General features: G+C 42.7%; 20 protein-coding genes. 16 read left to right on the plus strand and 4 right to left on the minus strand.

The genetic code is table 11. From position 1 onward, the window contains the following. Nucleotides 1–191: 191 nt before the first annotated feature. The 7 genes from MKY66_RS16570 (at nt 192) to MKY66_RS16600 (ending at nt 5,321) form a co-directional block, all read left to right on the plus strand. Nucleotides 192–518, plus strand: coding sequence for a metalloregulator ArsR/SmtB family transcription factor (locus MKY66_RS16570; RefSeq protein ID WP_076215274.1), 327 nt, complete (start codon nt 192–194; stop codon nt 516–518). 72 nt (nt 519–590) lie between these two features. Further along, nucleotides 591–1,886, plus strand: a complete 1,296-nt coding sequence (locus MKY66_RS16575; RefSeq protein ID WP_076215277.1) for an arsenic transporter — start codon at nt 591–593, stop codon at nt 1,884–1,886. Nucleotides 1,887–1,911: 25 nt separating this feature from the next. After that, complete coding sequence (gene arsC / locus MKY66_RS16580) at nt 1,912–2,331, plus strand: arsenate reductase (thioredoxin) (protein WP_076215280.1); 420 nt, start codon at nt 1,912–1,914, stop codon at nt 2,329–2,331. Nucleotides 2,332–2,389: 58 nt separating this feature from the next. After that, nucleotides 2,390–2,755, plus strand: coding sequence for an arsenite efflux transporter metallochaperone ArsD (arsD, locus tag MKY66_RS16585; protein WP_076215283.1), 366 nt, complete (start codon nt 2,390–2,392; stop codon nt 2,753–2,755). A 19-nt stretch (nt 2,756–2,774) separates the two neighbouring features. Then, nucleotides 2,775–4,556, plus strand: a complete 1,782-nt coding sequence (gene arsA, locus MKY66_RS16590) for an arsenical pump-driving ATPase (RefSeq protein WP_076215286.1) — start codon at nt 2,775–2,777, stop codon at nt 4,554–4,556. An 18-nt stretch (nt 4,557–4,574) separates the two neighbouring features. Next, the gene (locus MKY66_RS16595; protein WP_076215288.1) at nt 4,575–4,856 is read left to right on the plus strand and encodes an adhesin; all 282 of its coding nucleotides are present in this window, start codon (nt 4,575–4,577) and stop codon (nt 4,854–4,856) included. Nucleotides 4,857–4,883: 27 nt separating this feature from the next. Further along, nucleotides 4,884–5,321 (plus strand): dual specificity protein phosphatase family protein, encoded by a 438-nt coding sequence (locus tag MKY66_RS16600; RefSeq protein WP_076215291.1) that lies wholly within the window; start codon nt 4,884–4,886, stop codon nt 5,319–5,321. Nucleotides 5,322–5,418: 97 nt separating this feature from the next. On the opposite strand, the gene MKY66_RS16605 is transcribed toward MKY66_RS16600, so the two are convergent. After that, nucleotides 5,419–5,934, minus strand: coding sequence for an arsinothricin resistance N-acetyltransferase ArsN1 family A (locus MKY66_RS16605; RefSeq protein ID WP_024634514.1), 516 nt, complete (start codon nt 5,932–5,934; stop codon nt 5,419–5,421). A gap of 383 nt (nt 5,935–6,317) precedes the next feature. Here MKY66_RS16605 and MKY66_RS16610 point away from each other — a divergent pair, with 383 nt between their 5' ends. Genes MKY66_RS16610 through MKY66_RS16645 form a run of 8 tightly spaced genes read left to right on the plus strand, consistent with a single transcriptional unit; the run spans nt 6,318 to nt 13,540 of the window. Then, nucleotides 6,318–6,620 (plus strand): carboxymuconolactone decarboxylase family protein, encoded by a 303-nt coding sequence (locus tag MKY66_RS16610; RefSeq protein ID WP_024634194.1) that lies wholly within the window; start codon nt 6,318–6,320, stop codon nt 6,618–6,620. Nucleotides 6,621–6,632: 12 nt separating this feature from the next. Then, on the plus strand, nt 6,633–7,901 hold the full coding sequence (locus MKY66_RS16615) for an ATP-grasp domain-containing protein (protein WP_076215294.1): 1,269 nt from the start codon (nt 6,633–6,635) through the stop codon (nt 7,899–7,901). Next, nucleotides 7,898–9,112: an MFS transporter gene (locus MKY66_RS16620; protein WP_076215297.1), complete on the plus strand. Its 1,215-nt coding sequence runs from the start codon at nt 7,898–7,900 to the stop codon at nt 9,110–9,112. Before MKY66_RS16615 ends, MKY66_RS16620 begins: the two co-directional genes overlap by 4 nt. Next, nucleotides 9,105–9,929: a putative arsinothricin biosynthesis methyltransferase ArsM gene (arsM, locus tag MKY66_RS16625; RefSeq protein WP_024634197.1), complete on the plus strand. Its 825-nt coding sequence runs from the start codon at nt 9,105–9,107 to the stop codon at nt 9,927–9,929. The genes MKY66_RS16620 and arsM overlap by 8 nt, the downstream gene beginning before the upstream one ends. Nucleotides 9,930–9,965: 36 nt before the next feature. Then, nucleotides 9,966–11,240 (plus strand): RCCLKC-tail radical SAM protein, encoded by a 1,275-nt coding sequence (locus MKY66_RS16630; protein WP_076215300.1) that lies wholly within the window; start codon nt 9,966–9,968, stop codon nt 11,238–11,240. Between the two features lie 16 nt (nt 11,241–11,256). After that, a complete protein-coding gene (locus MKY66_RS16635) occupies nt 11,257–11,970 on the plus strand; it encodes an aquaporin (RefSeq protein WP_024634199.1) in 714 nt (237 codons plus the stop codon). Nucleotides 11,971–12,001: 31 nt separating this feature from the next. Next, nucleotides 12,002–13,117 (plus strand): GTP-binding protein, encoded by a 1,116-nt coding sequence (locus MKY66_RS16640; protein WP_024634200.1) that lies wholly within the window; start codon nt 12,002–12,004, stop codon nt 13,115–13,117. A 15-nt stretch (nt 13,118–13,132) separates the two neighbouring features. Beyond that, the gene (locus MKY66_RS16645) at nt 13,133–13,540 is read left to right on the plus strand and encodes a hypothetical protein (RefSeq protein WP_052016867.1); all 408 of its coding nucleotides are present in this window, start codon (nt 13,133–13,135) and stop codon (nt 13,538–13,540) included. A 109-nt stretch (nt 13,541–13,649) separates the two neighbouring features. Here MKY66_RS16645 and MKY66_RS16650 read toward each other — a convergent pair whose 3' ends face one another. The 3 genes from MKY66_RS16650 to MKY66_RS16660 all read right to left on the minus strand — a co-directional run bounded on the left by MKY66_RS16650 (nt 13,650) and on the right by MKY66_RS16660 (nt 16,323). Then, nucleotides 13,650–14,099: a MarR family winged helix-turn-helix transcriptional regulator gene (locus tag MKY66_RS16650; RefSeq protein ID WP_024634202.1), complete on the minus strand. Its 450-nt coding sequence runs from the start codon at nt 14,097–14,099 to the stop codon at nt 13,650–13,652. A gap of 302 nt (nt 14,100–14,401) precedes the next feature. After that, entirely contained in the window at nt 14,402–15,292 is an 891-nt protein-coding gene (locus MKY66_RS16655; protein ID WP_339805318.1) for an alpha/beta hydrolase, read from the minus strand. A 137-nt stretch (nt 15,293–15,429) separates the two neighbouring features. Continuing rightward, entirely contained in the window at nt 15,430–16,323 is an 894-nt protein-coding gene (locus tag MKY66_RS16660; RefSeq protein ID WP_076215304.1) for an MBL fold metallo-hydrolase, read from the minus strand. Between the two features lie 258 nt (nt 16,324–16,581). On the opposite strand from MKY66_RS16660, the gene MKY66_RS16665 reads away from it, so the two are divergent. Next, entirely contained in the window at nt 16,582–17,127 is a 546-nt protein-coding gene (locus MKY66_RS16665; protein WP_076215307.1) for an XRE family transcriptional regulator, read from the plus strand. Nucleotides 17,128–17,375: the final 248 nt, after the last annotated feature.

Genomic DNA, 17,375 nt, shown 5'->3' on the forward strand with positions numbered 1-17,375 from the left:
TAGGAATGTGTGTTTGTAGAGGGGTGTATTGGAAGTATAAGTTAGGCATGAGTTTTTGGAAGCATAAGCGTGCCAAATGGCAAACTTATGGGTTAAGTTTCATTTTAGGTTAATTCGAATTAAATGTTGACTTCAATTTTTTTATATTATAATATAAGCATGCACTTATATTAACGAAAGGAGGAAGTGATATGGATTCTATTCAAGAAGCAGCGGATAAGATTAAATTGCTGGGCGATAAAACACGTCTTACTATACTTACACTCCTCAAAGAACGTGAATGGTGCGTGTGTGAATTTGTAGAGATTTTAGACATGTCACAACCTGGAATTAGTCAGCATTTGCGCAAGCTGAAGGATCAAGGCTTGGTTAAAGAAAGTAAACGTGGCCAATGGGTATACTATTCTTTAAATGTAGAGAATACACCCTATATTAAATCTGTCTTGGAACTAATGCCGGACACGGCAACGATCCTTAAGTCCTTAAATAAAGAGAACTTTACATCCGTTTGTAATTAATTTTTATTCATTATATAAGTATATTGTTATATACAAATATAAATTTAGAGGAACTGAAAGAGGGGGAGGGTTTTGTTTTCCACGCTGTTAGCCTGCATTATCTTTTTAATTACGTTAGTCCTCGTCATCTGGCAGCCTAAAAACCTGTCCATTGGTTGGTCAGCTTGCGGCGGAGCAATTCTTGCTTTACTTGTGGGTGTGGTCAATCTCCAAGACGTCTGGGATGTGACGCAAATCGTTTGGAATGCCACGCTTGCGTTTGTAGCAATCATTCTGATTTCGTTAATTCTGGATCGTATCGGATTTTTCGAGTGGGCTGCCTTACATATGGCCAAGGCTGCTCACGGAAATGGTGTCCGGATGTTTGTTTACGTCTCGATCTTGGGTGCTGTGGTTTCTGCCTTCTTTGCCAATGACGGAGGCGCACTGATTCTGACGCCGATTGTTCTAGCCATGGTACGTGCACTGAATTTCGATGAGAAAAAAGTGTTTCCGTTTATTATTGCTAGCGGATTTATTGCGGATACGACCTCTTTGCCACTGGTTGTAAGTAACCTGGTCAACATCGTATCTGCTGACTTCTTTGGCATTACGTTCATGGAGTACGCAGGAAGGATGTTTGTTCCGAATCTGTTCTCACTGGTGGCGAGTATCGGCGTATTGTATCTCTTCTTCCGAAAAAGTATTCCAAAACGCTTTGATGCGAGCGAATTGAAACCACCAGCAACTGCCATTAAGGATATGAAAATGTTTCGGTTGTCGTGGGTGGTGTTGGGTGTTCTTCTCATTGGATACTTCACCAGTGAATTCGTCGGTATTCCCGTATCTCTTGTAGCAGGTGTTGTCGCTATATTCTTCCTGTTCATGGCTTCCCGCAGTTCTGCTGTACCGACTACATTGGTGGTCAAAGAAGCGCCGTGGGCCATCGTATTTTTCTCCATCGGCATGTATGTCGTGGTTTATGGTCTACGTAACGTGGGTTTAACGGATCTCCTGGCCGTAGTCATTCAGGCTGTGGCGGATCAAGGATTGTTTGCGGCAACGATTGGTATGGGCTTTATTGCGGCAATTATTTCATCTCTGATGAACAATATGCCTACCGTGCTAATTGATGCGCTTGCCATTGATGCAACAACGGCTACAGGAACGGTTCGGGAGGCGCTCATTTACGCGAATATTATTGGTTCAGACTTGGGTCCCAAGATTACCCCGATCGGTTCACTGGCGACGCTGCTCTGGCTTCATGTGCTTAGCACGAAAGGCGTCAAAATCTCATGGGGCACTTACTTTAAGACAGGTATCATTATCACCGTTCCGACTCTGCTTATTACGCTATTGGGTCTGTATCTGTGGTTAAGCATTATATAATTCAAACAACGAGGAGACGATGAACATGAGTAAAAAAACACTGTACTTCCTATGCACAGGCAATTCTTGCCGGAGCCAAATGGCCGAAGGCTGGGCCAAGAAATATCTAAGTGAGGACTGGAACATCTATAGTGCAGGCATCGAGGCACACGGTCTGAATCCAAAAGCAGTGGAAGCCATGAAGGAAGTTGGCCTGGATATTTCCACTCAAACTTCCGATATCATTGATTCGGAGTTGTTGAACAATGCTGATTTTGTAGTCACATTGTGTGGAGACGCCGCGGATAAATGTCCAATGACACCACCACATGTCAAGCGGGAACACTGGGGATTCGATGATCCTGCCAAAGCGCAAGGTACAGATGAAGAGAAATGGGCTGTATTCCAAACGGTTCGTGACCAGATTGGGGAGCGCATTAAAACGTTCGCTGAAACCGGCAAATAATACAAACCTGCCGGGAGAATGTTTCCCGGCTTTTCTAATTTCGAGAGGGGTGTTTGGTTTGAAAACAATGGAGATCTACGATCCTGCGATGTGTTGTTCTTCTGGCGTATGTGGTCCAAGTGTTGATCCGGAACTGATTCGTGTATCTGCTGTCGTCCATAATTTGCAAAAGAAACAGTTTCAGGTATCTCGTTATAACTTATCCAGTGAACCTGATGCTTTTGTGGCAAGTCCGCTCGTAGGACAGCTTTTGGCTGAAAAGGGTCCTCAAGTGCTGCCCATTATCATTGTAGATGGTCAAGTGGTAAAGGAAAGTGGTTATCCAAGGAACGAAGAATTCGTTCAATGGACGGGTCTGACGGAAGAAGAACTGGTGGCTAAGCCGAGAATACGTCTTGAGGTCAAAACTAAATCCGAGCTATAGGAAAGAAGGTCCTCTCAACATGTTAAACCGATTTGAACCGAAATCCATGTCGCTGACCCCTTATCTGTTTTTTACTGGTAAAGGGGGCGTAGGGAAGACGTCCACTGCTTGTGCGACAGCTGTATCTCTTGCCGATTCGGGGAAGCGTGTTTTGCTGGTGAGCACCGATCCGGCTTCTAACCTACAGGATGTTTTTGGTATGGAGCTTTCTAATCACCCCGTACCTGTAATTGGAATGAACAATCTGGATGCCGCCAATCTCGATCCTGAAACTGCTGCTAACGAGTACAAAGCTGAGATGGTTGGGCCATACCGCGGCGTGCTTCCAGACACAGTGATCGCGACGATGGAAGAGCAATTATCTGGAGCCTGCACGGTTGAAATAGCTGCCTTTAATGAGTTCAGTTCCATGCTGACTAATCAAGAACTGCGAGAGCAGTATGATCACATCTTGTTCGATACGGCTCCGACAGGGCACACGCTGCGTTTGTTGCAATTGCCAACCGCCTGGAGCGGGTTTTTATCTGAAAGTACACATGGGGCTTCCTGTCTGGGACCGCTTGCCGGTCTGGAAGCGAAAAAAACATTATATGAGGATGCCGTCCAGACCTTGTCTGATTCCAATGAAACGACACTTGTACTGGTCACTCGTCCGGATGATTCTCCGCTGAAAGAAGCTGCGCGGGCATCGCAAGAGCTTGGAGAGATCGGTATTCAGAATCAGTTGTTGATCGTGAACGGGATGCTTTCTTCGGTTATGGAGCAGGATACGGTTTCTTCTGCTTTTTACGGTCGACAGGTACGTGCATTGGAGAAGCTTCCTGAAGCCGTTCAGCAGCTTCCAATCTATCAAATTCCTCTAGCGCCATTTAACATCACTGGCATTGAGCATTTGCGTCATTTCTTCGATGCCCCGGAGGTTAGGCTGGTCCAAGAGAAAAATGTAAATCCTTCGTTGGTTTTCCCCTTGCAACATCTCATAGATGATATGGAGAACAAGGGGATCCGAGTGATCTTCACCATGGGAAAAGGCGGCGTAGGCAAAACAACAGTTGCATCAGCTATTGCAGTTGGTCTGGCAGAGAGAGGTCACCAGGTACATCTGAGCACTACCGATCCCGCTTCCCATCTGAGTCATGTGCTCGAACAAGAGACGGACAACATCACCGTGAGTTGTATCGATCCGAAGGTCGAACTGGAACGATATAAACAGGAAGTCCTGGAGCAGAACAAGGATTCTTTGGATGAGGATGGTCTGGCTTACCTGGAAGAAGATTTAAGATCCCCTTGTACAGAAGAAATTGCAGTTTTTCGTGCATTTGCCAATCTGGTTGAACGAAGCAGCGATGAGATTGTGGTTATTGATACAGCTCCAACAGGACACACATTACTTCTTCTCGATGCAACGGAAGAGTACCACAAAGAGATTGCACGTTCAGCAGGTGCTATACCCGCTGCGGTTCAGCATTTGTTACCACGACTTCGTGATCCGAATGAAACAAGTGTTGTGATTGTTACACTCGCAGAGGCTACACCATATTATGAGGCTTTTCGTTTGGAACAGGACTTGCAGCGGGCCAGTATACCAACCAGGTGGTGGACTATTAATCAAAGTTTTGCCGTGACAGACACCATGGACCCCATTCTTAGCGGACGGGCCATCGCTGAGCAGGAATGGATTCAGCAGATTCATAAAGCTTCGAAGGGAAACACCGTAATTATTCCTTGGGAATCCAAAGAGATTGTTGGTTATGACAGTCTAAAGACCTGGACTGAAGTAGCAAGCCCGAATGAAGTATAAAAAGGAGACTGATCGACGATGGTGATTACCGATGGAGCAAAAGCCTATATTGTAGAAATGATGAGAGAAGCAGGCGTGCATACGCTTCGATTTGCCATGGTTAGCGGAGGGTGCTGTGGGCCCAGTTATCAACTAGGGCTCGCTGATCCTGATGAGAATGATGTGGTACAGGAAATAAATGCGATTCGCGTAGCTGTTGATCCTGAGATAGTAGCTACCGTAAAATCAATCACCCTGGATGTGGAACAATACGACGATGGACTTGGACTCGTCGTTAGTGGAGGCTCAAGTTGCTGTTAAGCACAATTAGAAAAGAGGAGGATAACGATGTCTAACTATCATGAACTGGTTAAAGGTAAAGTATATATTGGGGGAGCAGATGCTGCTCTAAGTGCGATTAAGGAGCAAGGTGTAACTGAGGTATTTGATCTCCGAGATGATGGTAAGGCACAAGAAGGATTTCCAGATTCAGCACACCGACATCATTATCCAATTGTTGAAAATCGGAATGATCAGGAAGAATCCATCAAGTCCGCTATTCAAGCCGTGACTGAAGCTGTTCAGGAAGGTAAAAAAGTATTCTTTCACTGTGCTGGTGGCCGGAACCGTACGGGTACAGTAGCTACAGCTCTTTTGATGAACTTGGGTGAAGCTACTACAGTTGAAGAAGCTGAAAAACTCGCAATGGAGAGACGTCCGGACATTTCAATCAAGCCTGAAATGCGTCATGTACTGAAGAATATGTATGAAGCAAATAATAGTTAATATTATTTCTTTTAATAGAGGGACGTTGTCATACACAATGACGACGTCCCTTTATCATTTTTTTTAGTAGTCGCTGAAGAGCGTTGTTTTCATCCCTTTATCCGTGCATTCCAGCTTGGTGAATGAGTTTTTCCATAATCATAATATCAATAAGTTCGCCATCCATAATACCTTGCTGTTCAAAAAAACCTACAGTTCGATACCCCAGTTTCTGGTATAATCCTTGCCCAGCCTTATTAAAGGGAAAGGTAAACAACACAATTTTATGAAAGTTATGCTTCCTCGCTTCATTTTCCAACTCTAAAAGGAGCGCATTTCCAATGCCTTTTCCACGATACTCTCTATGAATATATATCGACAAATCAGCGACACCGTGATAAGCACAGCGGTGCGAGTACGGATTTAACGAAGCCCATCCAATAACTTGTTCTGATACCTCTGCTACCAATGCGACATGTCTCCCTTGATGTTGGTTAAACCATTTTTGTATGTATATCATATCTTTCGTTTCCGTTTCTAGCGTTGCAATTCGATCTTCAATGCCTTGATTGTAGATGCCCAATATACTATTTAAATCGTTCACTTTGGCTTGGCGGATAGATACCATTTGCATATAAGAATCCCTCACTTTTTAACTATCTATTGTAAGTAAATAATGAATTCATGAACAGACTTTAGCATGACTGTTTTTGGAAATCAACACTTAAATTCAATGTTGAACAACGAAAAATAAAGTTGCTATTTGCAAATTATCAGAATATAATAAAGGAAAATTATTCAAGTAAATGTATTTTGTATCCTTATTTTAATGTGAATTAAGCCATAAATAATGAAGTGTATTCAATGTGTGTCTCTTATTCATTTAAATGTGATATATAACAAGGCGTGTAATTACTTGCGTTAAACAACTATTATAAGTGAGTTATCATGTCTGTCTTTACATAAGGATAGATTGATATAAATGTACTAACCATTCTATCGTGAGGTGAATTTAAAATGCTCCAATTATTGCCTGAGCTACATCGGAAGTATACTGATTTTGTGGAAGAAGCTCTAAGAGCGGAGTACCTCTCACCCAGAGATCGAGCATTAGTTGAACTAACAAGTGCGATGATCATCGGAGATCAAGAAGATTTGAGGAAGGCACTTATTTCTGCTAAGCAAGAGTTCATTACGAACGAAGAAATTGGACAAGTTGCCGGTATCATCGCCGTAGCCAAAACAAAGAAATTATTCAATGAAACCTCCACTCAAGAAGGTATCTTGCCACAGAGTTCCCAATCCGAGTGTTGCAGATAAGGAGGGATTAAAATGGTGAATCGTCCTGTAGTTCTGCTTATTGGTCGGCGAGATGATGTTGAGGAGATCCTTTTCATAAAGGAACAAGGCTATAAGGTGGTTCTCATGAATACGAAGATACCTTTTGAAGATGCCATGATTGCAGATTTCCCTTTTGAAATGGATTTGAATCAGGAAGAAGAGGCAATCGCTAAGGCAATCGAAATATCTAAACGGCTTTCTATTGTTGCTGTGTATACGAATAATGAATATCGCATCGTTCTAGGTGCGAAAATAGCCGAGGCCTTGGGTCTGCAATTCCACTTATCTTCACAGGCCGCTTTAAATTGCCGCAGCAAAGCACAAACCCGCGCATGTTTAACCAAACACCAGGTATCCCCCATCCAATACGCTTTAATCCAAACACCTGCAGAGATACTACACATCCTTAGTGAAATGAAGTTACCCGTTATCGTAAAACCTTCTAATGATGCGGGCAGTCATATGGTACAAAAATGTAATACGTTAGAAGAAGCATGGAGTGCTGCTGAACTTATTAGCACTAATGCTCTAAACTGGGTTGGACAACCTTTAGAGAAGCATATTCTCGTAGAGGAATACATCGATGGACCTGAATTTAGTGTTGAGTCATGTACGATCAATGGAACCACACATATCATTGCAATTACCGCTAAAAATACATCCGCATTAATTGAAGAAGGACACTTGGTACCCGCTCTATTATCAGAACAGGATTCTACCCTGATTCAAGAGGTCGTTATTAAGGCTTTGGCGGTCCTAGGCGTAGATTATATTGTCTCCCACACTGAAGTTAAGCTTTCTCCTCAAGGACCCAAAGTAATCGAGGTGAATGCGAGGGTGGGCGGAGATCAAATTCACAACTTGGTTCATGCTGTTACCGGATATGATCTGCGTAAGTTGGCATTTCATATTGTTACGGGGGGAACCTTTGCAAGTGCTCCTAGGGACATACCCATCACGGATTCAGCCCAAATTCAATTTTTACTTGCGAATCAAGATGGAAATGTTCGATTGAACAAGAACGCAGCTCAATCAATTGAAGGAATAAAGCAAGTTGAGATCTCTGTTCAAAATGGTGATTACGTAACGATGACTAAGAGCAACTATAATCGTTTGGGCTATATGATAGCTCATGGTGTAGATGGTAAGCATGCATCTCAAGTCTTGAATACCGCAAAAGAAGCCATGCATTTTTTCATAACAAAGGATCAAGATGGAGAGGTGCCTTCGTCCACTGATAAACGTATGGGTGTCATATGAAAAAGAATATTATTTTCCTGTGTTTATCTGTCTTTATATTAGTCGTAGGTACCGGGATTGTAGCACCACTACTAGCTCCTTATGCAAAAAACTTAGGGGCAACCGGTTTGTGGGTCGGAACGTTGTACAGCGGATTTTACGTAGTTCGTCTTTTAATTGGTACACCGATCGGGAGATTGGCAGATAAAAAAGGACCTAAAGCCATCCTAATCTATAGCCTGATACTTTATCCCTTTATCGCACTAAGTTATGGATTAGCAAGTAGTATAGCGGGACTTCTAGGGGCGCGGTTACTTCATGGCGTAGCATCAGCCATGATGCTACCTATGGCTATGGCTTACATGGGCGAAATCAGCCCTAAAGGGCAAGAAGGCAAGTATATGGGGATATACAACACTGCTATTTTCTTGGCAAATGGGTTGGGACCCTTGCTCGGTGGATATATATCAGTTCAGTACGGGACACAGAATGCATTTTTCTCCTTACTCGGCCTTGCGGTCATCGCCTTAGTTATTGTCTTTGCTTTACCTTCATCAAGGGCGAAGAAAGAAACCAATGTGGCTGATCTTAACGAAACCAATTCAGAGCGTACTCATCTGAAACGATCTCCCTGGAGACATCCCGGGATTCTAGCATTGTCCTCCGTCAATGTCATTGTAGCTGTTCTTTCCATGTTCATGATTTCCTTCTTCACCCTATACGCCCAAAGCAGAGGGCTTAATGCCCTGATGATCGGTTTTTTAATTGCCTTAAACAACATCATAATAGGTGCAACACAGGTACCGCTAGGTTGGGTGGTTGACCGTTTTAATAAAATGAAGTTAATTCTTATCTCAGCTATGTTGACCACGATTCTTTTAATGATGTTTCCCTCTATGCATTCGCTTTGGACGATCGCTTTACTGATGATTGGAACCGGACTAACGTCGGCAGTCACACTGGCTTCCTCTTCAGCATTGTCTACTGTTTTGGGAAGAGAGGCGGGAATGGGGGCGACGATGGGATTTTTGGGTTCTGCGACAAGCTTGGGAATGATTGTGGGTCCGCTGACATCTGGCATTCTAATGGACACTTTTCAAATTGACACTACGTTCTATTTCTCAGGTTTCCTTTGGATTCTAGGCACTCTTGTTTTCTATGTATTATGGACTGCCTATGTCCGTTCCATAAAAATACAAAGCATCTCGAAGGGAGAAATAACAAATGTCTAATCAAGAACTGGTAGTTTCCAATGTTTCAAACTGCTGCTCACCTGGTCCAGCTGAATTGGATGCAGCAACGCAAGCAATCAAAGACTTTTATAACTCTGTAGCTGAAGGTGAAGGTAACTACTCGGAAGGAACGGATAAATTTTCTCCGTCCGGACCTACAGAACGTATTAAAGAGTTTGTTCTTGCTTCAGATAAACAGCGAATTCTCGATATCGGTTGTGGCATGGGAACAACACTGCTCTCTTTGGTGGAGTCACATGAAGATGGAAAGCAATTTATTGGTGTAGATTTCAGTGAGAACATGATTGCCCGTGCCAGGGAAAAAAGCACCCAATTTCCAGATGGGTTTCGTAAAAAGTTGGGCTTCTTTGTTGCCGATGTCCAGTCGCTTCCGTATATGGATGGCCAGTTTGATTTGATATACAGTGAGTGTGTTCTGAATCTGGTGCCTGACCGGATTAAAGCCATCCAGGAAATTACACGTGTGTTAGCACCTGGGGGTACCTTTATCTACACGGATTTTGTTTCTTATGCACCCGTCCCGTCTTCCATCAAGAATGATTTGTCCTTGGTTAGCGGTTGCCGCGCTGGGAGTATTCAGTTAAGCGAGAACATTGCCCAAATTGAAGAAGCGGGGTATATCGATTTGGAAGTTATCAATTTTACAGATGACAAAAACAAACGATATCGTGAGCTGATGGAATCGAGTGAAGAGTATAAAGATGAATATCTGCAATTTCAGCAGGATCATGCTGAGGCCCATCATTTTTTAGAAGAAAAAGTAGGCTATTACTTGATTAAAGCCACGAAAGTTTAACCGAAGAAGAACCTTGAAAGATAGGGAGGAAGGCTCATGAAGGTCCTGTTGGTTTCTAACTTTGAAGGTGGCTATCAACCGATGACGGTAGCTACAGCCTTGACCGCTTTATTACATGCAGATTTCGATGTGTCTGTGCTTGATACTTATGTCGAAGGAATTGATGAAGGACGATTTCTGGATCAAGAGCTTATCGCCATTTCCATTCCATTATTTGATGCTGTTCAAGCGGCCACTGAACTAACTCAAATCATTCGTCAGGTTAATCCGAAGGCTCATATTACGTACTTTGGTCAGCATGCAACTATTAATGCCAGCCGACTTGCCGGGAAGTATAGTGATTCCTGCGTTTGTGGAGAGTGGGAGAGACCTTTGGTCAATCTTGCAAAGTATCTGTCTGGAGACACTGATTGTACCCTGGATGGGGTTCTCATCGGACGTGATGCTCTGCAGGGTAAAGAAATTCATCCGTATATGTCGAGAGATCATTTAAGCGTTCCGACACGGCATATGCTTCCGCCGCTCTACAAGTATCCTCAGAAGCAAATCAACAAACTATTAGGCACAGAGCAGATCGTGGGCTCCACTGAAATCGCACGCGGGTGTCATCATAAGTGTCTGTATTGCTCGGTATATGCTGCCTATGAGGGTAAAGTCATCCTGGTATCTGAATCGATTGTACTACAGGATGTCAGAAACCTTGTCGAAGGGGGAATGACGCACTTATCCTTTATTGATGCAGACTTCTTTAATGCAAAATACCACGGTATCAAGATATTGCGTCAGTTACATGAGGAATTTCCAGATCTCACTTACGACTTCACTACCCGAGTAGATCATATTCTTGAAAATAAAGAAACATTAGCTGAAATGAAAGGGCTCGGTGTTAAGTTCATTACATCCGCGTTAGAATTTCCATCGGAAGTTGTACTGGATGCCGTAGCCAAGGACACCTCTATTCAAGATATCGAACAGGCTATTGCATATCTCCGCCACATCGAGATTTCACTCAATCCAACCTTTATCATGTTCAACCCCTGGACCAATACAGAAGATTTAACAACTTTCCGCTCTTTTGTAGATGATAATGACCTGAAGAGCATCATTGACCCCATACAATATGAAACAAGACTGTACCTATATAAGGGCTCCCCTTTACTGAGACAAGCCTCTATACAAACACTTGATCTGATTGAACATGAGTTCTATTACGAATGGAAACACCCTAACCCCGATATGGATGAACTATTTCAAGAGATCGTTACTGTTCCTGAAGACGGTATTTTTAAACGCTGTTGTTTAAAATGTTAAGAGGGGGGACAACCATTTGAATGCGACAGAAGTCAAAGATGGTTTTCCATTATTGAGCTTTGAAACCAGTCGCAGTTCTTTACTACTTGATCTCCGAAAAAAATGGATAGCTGAGTTTATTGGAACCTTCTTCTTAGTATTTGCCGGCACAGGTGCGGTAGTAGTAGATACCACTACAAAAACATTAACACATATCGGGGTAGCTATAACGTTTGGGCTTGTGGTCATGGCTTTGATTTATGCTTTTGGACATGTATCAGGTGCTCACTTTAACCCGGCAGTCACCCTCGCTTTTTATTTCTCAAGACAAATCACAGCGATTGAAGCCTTCTCTTATGTTTTCATACAATGTGTTGGAGCCTATGCAGCCAGCCTTACCTTACTATTTATGTTTGGTAATGTAGGGAGATTGGGGGCAACGCTTCCTTCAGGGCCCTGGTTGCAAAGTGCCATTTTGGAATTCATTCTATCCTTTATTTTAATGATGGTCATTTTAAGTTCTGCTGTCCATGCAAAAGCATCAAAATCATTCGCTGGAATCGCTATAGGAGGAACAGTCGCTCTAGAAGCGATGTTTGGAGGTCCTGTAAGTGGGGCATCTATGAACCCTGCACGATCTTTAGGCCCAGCTTTGGCCTCCGGACACTTGGAGTTTTTATGGATATATATCGTATGGACAACCATGGGCGCGATCACGGCTGCTTATGTCTACAGAATACTTCACGAATAACCATTTTGAATGAAAGAGGAGGAGCGTTTATATGAAAAAGGTCCAAATGGTGTTGTTAGGTGGCTTCCTAGGAGCGGGGAAAACAACAACAATGATACAAATGGCCAAAGTTTTACAAGAGCAGGGGAAGCAGGTCGCCATCATTACTAACGATCAAGGGAAAGAATTAATTGATACGGAACTCGCACAAATCAGTGGACTGGAAACCAAAGAAGTAACAGGGGGATGTTTCTGCTGTCGGTTTGAAGACTTGTATGAACATTTGAACCAACTTACTTTAGAAAAGAAACCGGATTACATCATTTGTGAAGCCGTTGGTAGTTGTACGGATCTCGCTGCAACGGTCATTCAGCCCTTAAAACAAAATTATGCTAACGAGTTCACAACGGTACCCTTGACTATTGTGGTTGATCCGGCTAGATTGTTGGCTGAATTAAATGAGGAAGAAGCAGGACGTCTTCTATTTTCTCAATCGGTTAGTTATATTTTTGAGAAGCAGTTGGCCGAGGCAGATATTATTGCTGTAAATAAACTGGATCAATACACGGAAGAAGAGATGGATAGAGTGGTCACGTATCTTCATCAACGCTATCCGAATTCAATCATACAGCCGATCTCAGCGACTACAGGTGTTAACTTAGCCCCTCTACTCGATTTATGGAATAGTACAATTCCAAGCGGTCACAAACTTTTGGATATTGATTACAGTGTATATGCTGAAGGCGAAGCCAAGCTTGCGTGGATGAATATGCTGGGTGACGTGAAGCATCCGGATGGAAAAGCATTCGATCCTCAGCAGTGGGTAGATGGACTTTTAAGTAAATTAAACGGGCATTTTTTGAGGGAAAAGATGGCCGTAGCGCATCTGAAGGTACATGCTGGTAATGATACAGGCTATGTCAAAGCAAGTGTTGTTCAAACAGGTGCAGCACCTATATACACCAATAGCTACTCACAAATGGGTAATCAGTACCGGGTCGTTCTGAACATTAGGATTGAAGCTTCACCGGGACTTCTGGACTTAGTCGTATCGGATGCGATTGCCTCCATTGATCAGAATCTGGGAACGGTTTGGGATCAAACGTACCACGAATGTTTTAGTCCATTGCCTCCACAACCGACTCATCGGATGAAAGTAACTTCTTAAAGTGAGGAGGAACATATGTTGAATACAAAAAACTCTATCGAACTCTTTCCAAATATAAATAGTCAGCAAACAACTGATTGTTGCGATGAAGACGGGGTAGAAGCTGCTGATTGTTGCTCTGCGCCTGACTATTCCGCTTCTTTGAGTATATATACTGAGATTAAGCAGAAATTAAAAGAGACATTTGAAAACGAGCTAACTATTCATGTGTATGATTATTCCCTACCTATGGATCGAGCGCTTGCAAAACGGAAGTTAAGATCTCTATTCGAAGAGCGAGGTTTTGCACATATACAGTCAGATAAGCTCATCGAGTTTGCTACACCTGCCGTTGTCATTAATGGTGAGCTTATGAGTTTTGCGGAACAGGTTGAATATGAACATCTCGAGAAAGCTTTACGTTCCAAATACACACTACATTAATGTATGAAGACCGCCGAGAGACCTCGGTGGTCTTTTGTTGTATGTAACATAAGCCAGATAATAGATATCTTAAAAAATCTGTCACTGTAGGAGGAGTTAGATTGTGTGTTTATCCCTTCACAGGTTGACAACAGTTATCAGATTGAAGCATTGCTTTATTCAACAGTTTAATTGAGTTAATCACCATCTCCTTCTCAAATCCACTCATATGCGAAAAGATTTCATCTAGATAGGCACTCATTTGCTGATCAATAGTGGTTGCAACAAACTTCCCTTCGGTTGTAAGTGAGAGTAGATATACACGTCTATCTGTAGAATCTGGTGTTTTGTTAAGTAACTTAAGCTTCACCAAGGATTGAACCTGTCTACTGAAGGTTGTAATATCTGTTCCTAAAGTGTCGGCAATTTGTTGCATGGAGGGATTGTGCTGACGATCTACCTCATACAATATATGACTTTGGGCCGGCGATACATCAATAGCTCCCACGGTACAACAATTCTTATTGAGCAGACCAAACCGTCTGGTCATGATTTGGAACAACTCGCGTACATTTTCCATGTTTTATTCACCTCATTTCAGTTATATCTTAACGCATGCAAAATCACAATTGTATATTTGGATTTTCGTTAGTTGAATAAATTGAGGAGAGGGAAGGTCAACGTGTCGGATATACAAAAATGAGTTGAATAGTAACGAGCCCAAATATAAAACTTCTTTACATAAAAAAAGTTCCGTAGGGAAAATACCCTTTTTTCCCACTAATCACTGCATTAGGACTTCTTAACTTAGAGATTCATGAGACGAACCCGCAGTAATAAGCTGCGGGTGTGAGATTGTATTAAAATCCGCTAATCGCGTCGTTATTGACCCGCTGGTGTGTAGTTCTCGTTTAGAAATGATTGAACAGCTTGGAACGCTTGAACTCTATTTTTTTCGAGCAGTACCATATGAGTACCTTCTCCGATTTCCACCCAACGGCGATAAGCAGCTCCAGTTAAGGAAGTAAAGAAGTTTTGTGCCAAATCTAATGGTACATCGATATCCCACTCCGCATGAATGAGGAGTACGGGTACGGTGATATCTTTAGGTTCATAGAAGGCTTTGCCAACCGTCCAATATTCACGTATGTCTAGAATCGGTCCGTTGGTAGCGCGAATATGCTCAGGGTGTACGGTCTTGTTATTAGGATCAGAGGCCAGCGTTGCTTCAACCCATTTTTCAAACCAACCCTCAGGGAGCAAGCTGTCACGTTTTCCTTCAGGAGCAGCACTTAACCAGCGTTCTTTAGTAGTACCTGCGGGCACAAGGCGATAAGAGCCAAGCGGGCCGCCTGTATCAATAGGGATTGGTTTGTTGCTCAGCCACTGAGGAGCAATAAGGGTTAACTTGTTCACTTTGTTATTATTACGGCTTGTATATGCCCCAGCCACTGTACCGCCCCAAGACATCCCAAGTACATTGACCTTCGATAGATTTCGATGCTTTAGGACGAAGTCTACGGCCGAGCCAAAGTCACGAACTCCGGTTTCTGTACGGACAAGCGGAGGATTCTGATCAGCAGGTTGCTCCATTTCTGGCGGTCTTGTGGATCCACCATAGCCACGAACATCTACTGCATAGACGTCATAACCGTGACTTGCGAGGTAATCAAGGAAGGTGAAACCGTCTAGCTCAACATCATATAGGCTGCCAATTGGATAAGTAGCACCGTGGACCATGACGATCGTTTTCTCATTAGAGAAGACAGTCATAGATGCAGGACGTTTATTAAGGACCGATAGCTCAATACCAGGCGTATCGCTAGCTATGTTAAAGTTCTCAGATACGATGGAGATAGATTTGTTGAATGTGTTGTTAGACATTATATTTTTCGCCTCTTTTCAAAGTATTAGATAAAGCGCCAGTTGAAACCGTCTTCGCTTCGGGTGACGTATCCCGCTGAACTCTCTGGGAAGTGCGTACTGAAATAGATAATTGGACGATCGGCAACATATTCCAAAGCCCAGCGGCGTGAAATTCGGGCCTGATCGCCAAATTCACAGTACATAGAATTCCAATCCGGTCTCATAACTTGGAATGGGTGATGCATGATATCGGCGCCGAACAAAGCTTCTTCACCACCCGATGAAAGACGAATAGACATTTGTCCGATACTGTGACCTGGAGTCGGAATGAATGTAAATATATCTAGTAACTTTCCGCCTTCTGGACCGATAGTTTCCGTCAAGCCTGCCTCAACGATAGGAAGTACACTCTCTTCATAAACATTGAAATTTGCTTCATTTTCTTTGTTATGGCTCGCTTCGCTGGAGTAATACTCTTGTTCTTTAATAGGAAATACGTATTTGGCATTGGGGAATGTAGGTATCCATTTACCGTCAACTAGCTTCGTATTCCAACCCACGTGATCCACATGCAAATGAGTTAGTAACACGTAATCGACTTCTTCTGGAGTAACGCCTGCCTTTTGAAGTCGCTCGAGATAAGGTAGCTGCAGATTGGCAAGATCCGGATTTAGTGGCAGGTTTTTATCGTTACCTGTAGCTGTATCAATAAGAATCGTATGATGGGGTGTCTTCACGACCCAGGTGCCAATACTCACGATGAGTTGCGAATTTTCGTCAAGCAAGCCCTCAGGGAAGAATTGTTGATTCTCTTCTAATACAGAGGGATCCCACGTACCTGGGAAATAAATTTCTGGTGGAACACCACTGATTACCATTTCGGTGACTCGGGTAACCGTAGTATCGCCTACGGTGTAAATCTTAGGTAGCTTAGTCATATAGCTCATCGCCCTCCTTCAAAATTTCGCTGAAAATGAAATTCTATATTTAAAAAGAATTATGTGTACATGTCCCGGGAACGTATTTGCACATCAGCCTTGTTAAAATCTTAATCCAATAATGTTCTTAAATCAACGTTTTTACACCGAAATTGAACCACCGTAAGAAAGCTTGCTATTGCTAGATATTTTAATTATTATCAAATTATAAATTTCGCTGAGAGCGAAAAAAATTCAAATGTGAAGGAGACATGAAAGATGAATTCTATAGGCGAGGTCATTAGAAATACCCGCAAAAAGCAGAAATTAACTCTTAAAGAAGTGGCAAAAGCAGGATCTATCTCAGTCTCTTTTCTCAGCGAAATTGAACGGAACAAAGCAAATCCGTCGATAAGTGTCCTAAAAAGGATTGCCAATGCGTTAAACGTGAATTTTACTGATCTATTTGGAGAGAAAGAACAAAGCATCGTTGTGAGAAAAGACGAACGTAAACCGTTGGTACATTCTGAAGGCTCACGTATTACATGGTATTCCCTTAGCGAGGGAAGTAAAAATAAGATGGGACCAATCTGGGGGGTGCTTGAAGAAGGGGCGACTTCTGGTGATGTTGGCGTAGGACACAGCGAAGGAGAGGAGTTTGTGTATGTCCATTCTGGTTGCCTGGAGTTCATGCTTGGGAATGATCGATATACGTTAGAAGAGGGGGATAGTATATATTTCGATGCCAAGACACCGCATAGCTATAAGAATATATATAAAGGTGAGACCTTGGTGATTGCCGTGTCGACGCCTCCAACTTTTTAAAACCAAACCGACAATGTCAAGATAGTAAGTCTGCTAAAAACACTTACATAATGGCAAAGATATAGACACTTGGGAATGGAAAGGAATTTCAGAAATAAAAATGAACGAACTGGGAACGTTAGTTGAAGCATCGAAAGCTATGAATGGAAGTTGTAGAAATCGAATATAAAATTACATTGTCGAGGGACAAGAACATATTCCCATTGAAGTCGCTATATTAGCGGCTTTTTTATTATTTTATCGGTACA

Source organism: Paenibacillus sp. FSL R5-0766, assembly GCF_037971845.1.
GTDB lineage: Bacteria > Bacillota > Bacilli > Paenibacillales > Paenibacillaceae > Paenibacillus.